This window comes from Thalassobacter sp., from assembly GCF_982993085.1.
The window spans coordinates 1-9,548 of the sequence record NZ_CEZFMW010000128.1 but is presented as its reverse complement, the minus strand read 5'-3'; the positions used below and the strand labels follow the sequence as shown (position 1 = coordinate 9,548).

Annotated in this window: 6 protein-coding genes; 5 read left to right on the top strand and 1 reads right to left on the bottom strand. The window is 61.3% G+C overall.

The genetic code is table 11. The features are described 5' to 3' along the window. The first annotated feature begins 23 nt into the window (after window positions 1-23). The 3 genes from AC4GMC_RS15610 to AC4GMC_RS15600 are packed head-to-tail and all read left to right on the top strand — an operon-like array spanning window position 24 to window position 2,638. Window positions 24-1,031 (top strand): ABC transporter substrate-binding protein, encoded by a 1,008-nt coding sequence (locus AC4GMC_RS15610; RefSeq protein ID WP_487876689.1) that lies wholly within the window; start codon window positions 24-26, stop codon window positions 1,029-1,031. Between the two features lie 60 nt (window positions 1,032-1,091). Further along, window positions 1,092-1,880 (top strand): ABC transporter ATP-binding protein, encoded by a 789-nt coding sequence (locus AC4GMC_RS15605; RefSeq protein WP_487876694.1) that lies wholly within the window; start codon window positions 1,092-1,094, stop codon window positions 1,878-1,880. After that, window positions 1,880-2,638 (top strand): ABC transporter permease, encoded by a 759-nt coding sequence (locus AC4GMC_RS15600; RefSeq protein WP_487876690.1) that lies wholly within the window; start codon window positions 1,880-1,882, stop codon window positions 2,636-2,638. Before AC4GMC_RS15605 ends, AC4GMC_RS15600 begins: the two co-directional genes overlap by 1 nt. Window positions 2,639-2,641: 3 nt before the next feature. On the opposite strand, the gene AC4GMC_RS15595 is transcribed toward AC4GMC_RS15600, so the two are convergent. Further along, on the bottom strand, window positions 2,642-4,228 hold the full coding sequence (locus tag AC4GMC_RS15595; protein WP_487876691.1) for a peroxidase family protein: 1,587 nt from the start codon (window positions 4,226-4,228) through the stop codon (window positions 2,642-2,644). 181 nt (window positions 4,229-4,409) lie between these two features. Between AC4GMC_RS15595 and AC4GMC_RS15590 the strand changes: the two genes are divergently transcribed. Continuing rightward, window positions 4,410-6,212 (top strand): autotransporter assembly complex protein TamA, encoded by a 1,803-nt coding sequence (locus AC4GMC_RS15590; RefSeq protein WP_487876692.1) that lies wholly within the window; start codon window positions 4,410-4,412, stop codon window positions 6,210-6,212. Further along, on the top strand, window positions 6,212-9,548 hold a 3,337-nt coding region (locus AC4GMC_RS15585; RefSeq protein WP_487876693.1), incomplete at its 3' end, for a translocation/assembly module TamB domain-containing protein. The genes AC4GMC_RS15590 and AC4GMC_RS15585, both read left to right, overlap by 1 nt.

Here is a 9,548-nt window from a genome sequence, read left to right as displayed (position 1 = left end):
GTTCCACAGGGAAGGACAAATCCATGACATTTCACAAGACCGTTTTGGCCGCTGCTGCGTCGCTGATTGCGGCGCCGGTTATCGCTCAGACCGACGTGCCCTTTGCGCTGGACTGGAAATTTGAGGGCCCCGCTGCCCCTTATTTTCATGCGCTTGATGCGGGGTATTTTGAAGCCGAGGGCCTGAACGTGACCATCGCCGAGGGGCGTGGCTCGCTTGATGCAATCCCAAAGGTCGCGACCGGCGCGTTTCCGGTGGGCTTTGCCGATATCAACTCTTTGATGCGGTTCCTTGACCAAAACCCCGGCGCGCCCGTGACGGCCGTGATGATGGTGTACGATAAGCCCCCCTTCGCCGTTGTTGGCCGCAAGTCGCTGGGTGTTTCGGCGCCTGCTGACCTGATGGACAAAGTGCTGGGCGCACCGCCCCCCGATGGCGCATGGGCACAGTTCCCGATCTTTGCCGCTGAAACCGGCATTGATGCGGACAAAATCACGGTTGAGCCTGTCGGCTTCCCCACGCGTGAGCCAATGCTGGCTGAGGGCAATGTGGCCGCGATCACGGGCTTTTCGTTCTCGTCCACGCTGAACCTCAAGCGTTTGGGTGTACCTGCGGATGACATTTCGGTTCTGCTGATGGCGGACTACGGCGTAGACCTTTATGGCAACGCGATCATCGTTAACACTGAGTTCGCAGCCGAAAACCCCGAAATCGTGACCGGCTTTTTGCGCGCTGTTGCAAAGGGTTGGAAAGACGCGATTGCGACGCCTGATGCCGCCGTTGAGGCCCTGATCAAGCGTAACCCTGCTGCGGATCCTGCGCTGGAAACGGAACGGCTTCAGATGGCGATTGATGCCAACGTGCTGACCGATTTTGTGAAGGCAAACGGCATGGGTACGGTCGATGCGGCCCGCATGACCAGCGCGATTGAACAGACCAAGCAGGTCTATGAGTTTCAGGCCGCACCGGACGCGAGCCTCTACTTTGACGCGAGCTTCCTGCCCGCTGATGGCAGCCTAGCGCTACAATAAGACTCCAAGAGCCGCGCGCTGGTCGTGCGGCTCTTTTTGCTATCTACCGGGGGCAGGGCAATCGAAAATCTAATTGAGATCAAGGGCGTAAAGCACGCCTATAGCACCAAGGCTGGGCCGTTGCCCGTGCTGGACGGGCTGGAAGTTGCGGTGCCTGAGGGCACCTTTTGCGCGGTTGTTGGGCCGTCTGGCTGTGGTAAGTCAACACTTACGCGTTTGGTCGCGGGCTTGATGAAGCCTGATGAGGGCGAGGTTTGGCTGCACGGCGAACGTGTGCGTGGCCCGCGCAAAACCGTTGGCATGGCGTTCCAGAACCCTGTGCTGCTGGAATGGCGGACGATCCTAGAGAACGTCATTCTGCCGCTGGAAATTGTGGCCCCCTCGATGTCACGCGCCAAGCGCGTTGAACGTGCGATGGAATTGCTGGAAATGGTCGGCCTGAAGGGGTTTGAAAATAAACGCCCCTCGGAGTTGTCGGGTGGTATGCGTCAGCGTGCTTCGCTGTGCCGGTCGATCGTGCACAAACCCGAAGTCCTGATCATGGACGAACCATTTGGTGCGCTGGACGCGTTCACCCGTGAGGACCTGTGGCAAACCATGCGTGAGCTGCGCGCCGCAGAACCATTTACCGCCGTGCTTATCACCCATGATCTACGCGAAAGCGTTTTTTTGGGCGATCAGGTCATCGTGTTGTCGGGGCGCCCTGCGCGGACGCAATATGTGATGAATGTAGACCTGCCCGCCGACCGCACGCTTGACGTGCTGTATGAAAAACCAGTGGCTGATATGCTGAGCGTTTTGCGCCAGCAGATCAAGATCGCGCAAGGCCGCGATGAGGAGGTTCACTGATGGTCCGGCAAATCACAGTTCCAATCATCGCCATCCTGATCTTTCTAGGGTTTTGGGAATGGCTCGTGTGGGTCAATGGGTGGCCCAACTTTAAAATGGCGTCGCCCTCGGACCTGCCACCGGCCTATAGCCGCTATTGGGAATTGTTCCTGACAATGGGCTGGCAAACGCTGTGGCGCACGGTTGTGGGGCTGCTGCTGGCGGTGGTCGTGGGCACCTTGATCGGTATGATCATCGGCTTTTCGCGCCTGATGCGCGACGCGCTGTACCCGCTGTTGGTGGGTTTTAATGCCATCCCAAAGGCGACCTTGGTGCCAGTGATCTCTTTGATCTTTATTGGTCAGCACGATTTCAACACGGTGTTGATGGCGTTCATGATTTCGTTCTTTCCGATTGCGGTGTCGGTGGGCATTGGCCTGTCCACGCTAGAGCCGGAATACCGAGATATCCTGCGATCGCTGGGCGCGTCGAAATACACGATCTTTACCAAGATCGCGCTGCCCAAGACCCTGCCGGAATTCTTTGGTGCACTGAAGGTGTCCGTGACGCTTGCGTTCATCGGGACCAACTTGGTCGAGATCGTCAGCCCCCACGGAAGAGGCCTTGGGGCGTTGTTTAAATCGGGGGAAACCAATGGCGATTATCCCTTGATGTTTGCGGTGCTGATCGCGCTCGCGGTGTTGGGGATCGTGCTCTATTACGCGGTGGTTTTCCTCGAGAGAATCTTTGCGGGTTGGGCTGAGCGCGAAGGGTCGTAGCGCCTATTCCGTTTGCCAATTGGCGCGGGTGAAGCCAATGAATGTGTTCCCCGCGCCGCCTGCAACATTACGATCGACCACGTCACGGATACCGCTGGTGGCACGGATCGTGTGCCATCCGATATCCGAGAAAGTGGCGGGTTTGAACACCTCCCGCGACAAAAGCGGGTTGGTCAGGGCCTGACTGAACGCGTCGAGTGCGACGAATGACAAGATCAGGCCCGGCAAAGGGCTGTTTGGCACGCGGTCTTCGCAAAACAGGCCGACGTGAAAATCCACATCGCGGGGGTGGTCGTAAAAGCTGCGCAAAAGGGCCGCGACCTCCGCGTCCGATGAGATCGCGTCCATCGAATAGGGGCGCTTGATCCCGAGATAATCACAATAGTCTGAATAGCTGGCGAGGGCGCAGAGGCGGTCTTGTTTGATCGAGTCGATCTCGATTTGCAAAAGCGGTGAAGCCGTGTTGCGCGGCCCCAGTTCCGCAGCCTGCTGTGCACTCATCTGAGCAAAGCTTGCCAGTAGGCCCTGATCTGTCAGCAGCTTGTTATCCATGAAAGTTTTACCCACCGGGATAGCCGTGCCGTTCCATGCGATGTGATCCGGGATCAGCGCGTGCCATCGGTACAGCAGGCTGAATTCCGTGGTAATCCAGTTGGGTTTGTTCCACGGTGCATCCCGCGCGACCGAAGGGTCCGCGCGGATGGTAAATGGTAGCGGTGAGATGTGGTTGATGTAATCCTCAACCACGATCTTGATGAACACTACGATCACCGTGTTGCGCGTCGTTTGAAAGACGCGCTCATCGTCCCAACCGGGGTGCGCGGTCTCTATCAAGCTGGCCAAGCGGTTGTGTTCGCGCAGAAAAACGGTGTTCATGATGGCGACCTGCGGCACGGAGTTGGAGCGGTCTCCGCCAAAGGCAAACAGTCTAGACAACCGGTCCGGGCCAAGGTTGCTTTGACCCAGAGGCGGGTCCAACACGGCGAACTGGGGGTCCACTGCGCCATTTGCGTGGTAATAGGGCGCGTATTCCTCATCATTGATGCGCTGGCTTTTTAGTCGCCCCTTTTCGCCAGTGACGTCAGAGTTTAGCCGCAGCGCGCGGGTCTGTGCGCGGGTCCGCCCGTACAGAGGGCACAGGTCAATTTCATGGTTGGAGGAGTTGCGCTTGAGCCGCGTTTGATCGTTCGGATCGCCGCTGGCAACGTCGTCGCAGGCATCACGGACAAAGCCTTCGCTTTCGGTGCGGATGAACCCGTCGGTCAGGTATTGCGCGAATGCGGGAAAGAGGCAGGTGGATTTCGGACATAGCCGCTGCGCGCCTTCTTTGCGCGCAAATAGCACGCTGAGTGCGGCGGGTTCGGGGGGATTGGGGCGCGGACGTGGGGGCAGGTGTCGCCCGCTCCAGCGTTTATCGGTCAGGCCATCCCACGACGTGTAATCGTGCAAAGTGCTGAGCGGATGTGGCCGGCTGCGCGCCCGTTTGACCACCCGGTTGATCGCCCATGTGTTGGCAAAATCACGCAAGGGCGGGATCGCCTCTATCGCCATGATGAGTGTTTTCAAAAGCATATAGCGCGTAGAGGGCATGGGAACGGACCAAAACTGGGAAACCAAACAACCCCGGCAGTATGCCAGAAGTTTACGTAACGTAATAGTGTTCGGCAGGTCGGGTTTTCCTGCCCCCGCAAAGGCTATGACGGGTGCATGGCACGGACCTACGTGGTAGATGTGGGATAACACGCGACAGACGCGAAGGTGGGTCAAACAGGTGCCAAGAACGTTCTTGAGGCTATGCGTCGCGGGTATCACCGCGCTGTGGATGCCGTTGGCTGCGGGCGCGGTTGAGGTCATTGTTCGGGGGGCGTCGGACGAGGCGTTATCGCAGGACCAAGCGGACAGTTTGCGCTCAGCGTCATTGACAGCCACTCTGGATGCCGCCGCGACGTCCGCTGATATTTTGGCGGCTGCTCAGGCCGACTATGGCCGCTTGGTCGCGGCTTTGTACGCAGAAGGGTATTACGGGTCTGTGGTGCGCATCGCGTTGGACGGCCGAGAGGCAGGCGCGATTGATCCGGTCCGGCCGCCCAGCCGCGTGCAGGCGGTGGTAATTACCATAGCCCCCGGTCCGCAATTTCGATTTGGGGCCACACGCATCGCCCCCTTGGCCGATGGCACAGAGATGCCACCCGCCTTTGCCAGCGGTGAAATCGCGCGCGTTACCGTCCTGCGGGAGGCCGCGGGCGCGGGCGTTGATGGATGGCGCGCCTTGGGGCACGCAAAGGCCGCGGTTGGCGGGCAATCTTTGCGAGCGGTACACGGCGCGGGGCGGTTGGACGCGGACATCACGCTGGCCCCCGGCCCGCAGCTGCGCTTTGGCGCGCTGGGGGTTGAGGCACCCTCCGCTGTCCGCACCGAGCGTATTCTTGCGATAGCGGGTCTGCCCCTCGGGGCGGTTTTTTCACCCGATGACGTGCGGCGCGCCAGCACCCGATTGCGGCGCACCGGCGCGTTTTCCAGCGTGGTCCTGCGCGAGGCAGAGGCGGCCAACCCCGACGGCACCCTCGATTTTAGCGCAGCCCTTGTGGATCAGCCGCCCCGGCGGTTCGGTGCGGGCGGAGAGATTGCTTCGCTGGATGGGGTCACGCTGTCGGGCTATTGGTTGCATCGCAATTTCACGGGGGCGGCGGATCGGCTGCGATTTGATGCCGAGATCGCGGGGATAGGCGGCACCCGCGGCGGCACCGATTACAGCGTGGCCGGCCGCTATACCCGCCCCGCGACGCGCAACGCCGACACGGACCTGTTCATTGAGGCTGAAATTGCCCGCGAAGACGAGGAAGCTTTTACCCAAGACGTTCTGACCTTTGGCATCGGCTACACGCGCTATGTCTCGGAGGAGGTGGAAGTTTCAGTGGCCATCGGCCTTGAGGCGGCTGAAACCACGGATGCCTTTGGCACGCGGGACTACGTCATTCTGTCCCTGCCGCTGGAGGGTACTGCCGATTACCGTGATGATGCGCGTGATCCGTTGCGCGGCGTCTATGTGGGGGCCAGCGTTATGCCGTTCAGGGGTGTTGGGTCCGTCGATGGGGGTCTGCATGTGACCGGCGATGTCCGTGGTTATCTGACCCGCGATCTGGTCCGGCCCGTCACCTTTGCCGCCCGGGCACAGATCGGCGCGTTGATGGGGGCGTCCCTGGACCGCGCGCCTAGCGGGCTTTTGTTTTTCTCGGGCGGGGGCGGCACCGTGCGCGGGCATAGCTATCAATCTCTTGCGGTGGATTTGGGCGGTGGGCAGTCGGCGGGGGGGCGCAGTTTTCTGGGCCTCTCGACAGAGGCGCGGGTCCGCTGGACTGAGACGATCGGCATCGTGGGTTTTGCCGACGCGGGCTACATCGGACGCGAAAGTTTCCCGAATGGCAGTGACGGCGAATGGCACAGCGGGGCGGGTTTGGGCCTGCGATACGCCACGGGGATCGGGCTCATCCGTGTTGATCTGGCGCTGCCGGTTACGGGGCCTGATGATGAAACGGGCCTGCAATTTTACATCGGTATAGGGCAGGCATTTTGATGCGGTTTTTGTTGGCATGTGTTGTGGTCTGGGGCCTTGGCTTGCCCGCGTTCGCGCAGCAAGACGAGGACGGCCCAGGGTACTTGGCGGGCCTGTTGCAAAACGCCCTGAGCGGCGCGGGCCGCGAGGTTCGGATCACTGGGTTTGAGGGCGCGCTCAGCTCGACCGCACGGATAGAGCAAATGACCATCGCCGATGAGGCGGGTGTGTGGTTGACCCTAACGGATGTGACGCTGGATTGGGCGCGTAGCGCGCTTTTGCGTGGACGGGTTGAGGTCAACACGTTGACGGCAGCCAGTCTAAATGTCGCGCGCCCGCCGCAATCGGACCCCGAGATGCCAAGCCCCGAGGCCACGCCGTTTCGCCTGCCGGACCTGCCTGTTTCCATTGAGATTGGCATGTTGGAAATTGAAGAAATCACTTTGGGCCAAGAGGTTCTTGGCCAACCGATTGCTCTGCGGCTTGAGGGTGCGGCCAGCTTGGCGGGTGGTGCAGGTGCGGTGCGGTTCGAGGCTGCGCGGATCGATGACATCGCGGGCCGCTTTGCGGTGGAGGGCAGTTTAGACGCGGATGGCACAGCCCTTGTTTTGAGCCTACGGGCGGAAGAAGCAGCGGGCGGTTTGGTGCCCACGTTGACAGGGCTGCCGGGTGCGCCTTCGGTTGCCTTGGGCGTTGAGGGGGCAGGCCCGCTGAGCGATTTTACCGCTGATCTGACGCTAGCTACGGATGGGCAATCGCGGCTGAGCGGGCGGGTCGGTCTGCGTACGCAAGGGCCTGCGGAGGCCCCGGAGCGTGTGATTACGGCTGATATTGGCGGCGATCTCGCGCCGCTGTTTGCACCTGATTACGCGGTATTTTTTGGGGATGCAGTGGCCTTGGAACTCAGCGCTACTCAGATGCCCGATGGCGCGATTAACCTGTCGGATCTGTCGGTAAAGGCCCAGCGGCTGGACCTGCGCGGCACTGCTGCGATTGGCGCAAATGGGTGGCCCGAGGCGATTGATATTACCGGGAAAATTGCAGATGCGACCGGCGGTGACGTTCTGTTACCGCTGGCTGGAACACCCACGCGCGTGGGCCGCGTTGACCTTTCGGTGCAGTTCGACGCAGCGAGGGGCGATGCCGTCACGGGCCGTTTTGCGGTGACTGGGTTGGACCGGCCAGATGTGCGGGTTGCGGATGTAAACGTGACGCTTGATGGTACGCTTTCCGCCTCAGCGGAGGGTGTCGGCGCGTTCGCGGCTGATGTTGCCGCGCAGGCCGCTGGTATTGCCGGGTTAAATCCCGAACTTGCGCAGGCGCTTGGGGCTGATGTGATGCTGCGTACGGACGTTCGCTATGCGTCCGATGCCCCGCTGGAGCTGCGTGATTTGGTCCTGACTGCGGGGACCTCGCGGTTGGCGGGCTTTGTACGGGCGGATGATTTGGGCGCGAACATGCAAGCTGATCTGGACCTGCGGCTCAGCTCGGGTGATTTGACACGGTTTGCCGCGCTGGCGGGCCAGCCGTTGGGCGGTGCGGCACAGCTCCGCTTGGCGGGCTCGGTGATGCCAGTGTCCGGTGCGTTCGATCTAGCGGTTGAGGCCATGACGCGGGACCTTTCGGTTGGGCTGCCGCAGGCCGATGCGCTGTTGGTGGGGCAGACGGATTTGGCGATTGCGGCTGTGCGGGACACCGCAGGGCTGCGATTGGATGCGTTCAGCCTAAACAACCCAGAAATCACGGCCAAGGCGTCTGGGACCTTGGGGTCGCAAGCCGCAGAGTTGAGCTATGAGGTTGCCCTGCGTGATGTTTCCAAGGTGGCACCCGGCGTAATGGGCGCGGCCCGCTCCGCAGGTTTGGTGCGCTTGGCGGGGGGCGTGTGGCGGGTGGATGCTACAGCCTCCGGCCCCTTTGACACGACCCTGATGATTGCAGGTCCGGTGACCGGGCCCACGACTGACATCACACTTAGCGCGCGGGTGCCGAATGTGGCCGCCCTTGTGCCCGAGTTGACTGGTCCTTTGAACATCGATGCGCGTGTCCAGCGCCCAGATGCGGAGTGGGATATTACGGCGTCGGCTGATGGCCTTGCGGGGGTTCAGGCGCAGGTTGAGGGCCGTGTGAGCGCGGCTGGTACGCCGGATTTGACCATCATCGGCAGTCTTCCGTTGGCCCTTGCGCGGCCCTTTATCACGCCGCGGGCAGTGGGCGGGATGGCGCAGTTTAACCTTGGGCTCCGGGGGGGATTTGGGTTGGGCAATCTGGCCGGGCAAGTGGACGTTCGGGATGCGCGCCTCAGCGATCCGGGTCTGCGCCTTGTGCTAGAGGATGTGAGGGCCGATATTGCCCTGCAATCGGGCCAGGCGCGTGTGGATGTGGCTGCGCGCAATCGGGCGGGTGGCTCGGTTGCTGTGGCAGGTGGCGTGGGTCTTTTGGGGGCGCGGACCGTCGACCTGACTGTGCAGTTGAATCGTTTCACGGTGGCTGATCCGCAGTTGTATGAAACCTCTGTTGCGGGAGTGGCTACGGTGAACGGGCCGCTTACCGCGCCCCAAATTTCGGGCGATCTGACATTGGGAGAGACGAATATTATCGTTCCTTCAACAGGCATTTCCAGTTTGGCTGAGATCCCTGAAATTACGCATTTTGGTGCGCCAGAAGCCGTTCAGATCACCCGCCGCCGGGCGGGGTTGATCCAAGATGCAGGCGATGCGCAGGCCGGGGGCGTTGGCCTTGGGCTGGATGTGTCGATTACCGCGCCGGGGCGGCTGTTTGTGCGCGGCCGGGGGTTGGATGCGGAACTGGGCGGTGCGCTGCGCGTGACCGGCACCACACGTAACCCCGTATCCGCCGGGGCGTTTGAATTGATCCGAGGGCGGTTGGACATCCTGCAAAAGCGGTATGTGCTGGAGGAAGGCTTGATCCAGATGCAGGGTACGCTTGAACCCTATTTGCGGTTTGTTGCGGGCACGCGGACGTCAGCGGGGACGGCGCAAGTGGTGGTGGAGGGCGATGCCTCTGCGCCTGAGGTGTCCTTTGTTTCGGACCCAGAGGCCCCGGAGGAAGAAGTGCTGGCGCAGCTGCTGTTTGACCGCAACCTAAGTGAGATGTCGGCCTTTCAGGCGGTGCAATTGGCCAGTGCGGTCGCGACATTGGCAGGGCGTGGGGGCGTCGGGATCATCGGCAACCTGCGTGAGGGCCTTGGCCTTGATGATTTTGACGTGACCACCACCGCGCAAGGCAACACGGCGCTAAGCGCGGGCAAGTATATCTCGGACAATGCTTACACGGACGTGACAGTCGATAGTGCGGGCAATTCGGAGGTCAGCCTGAATATTGATCTAACGCCTAATT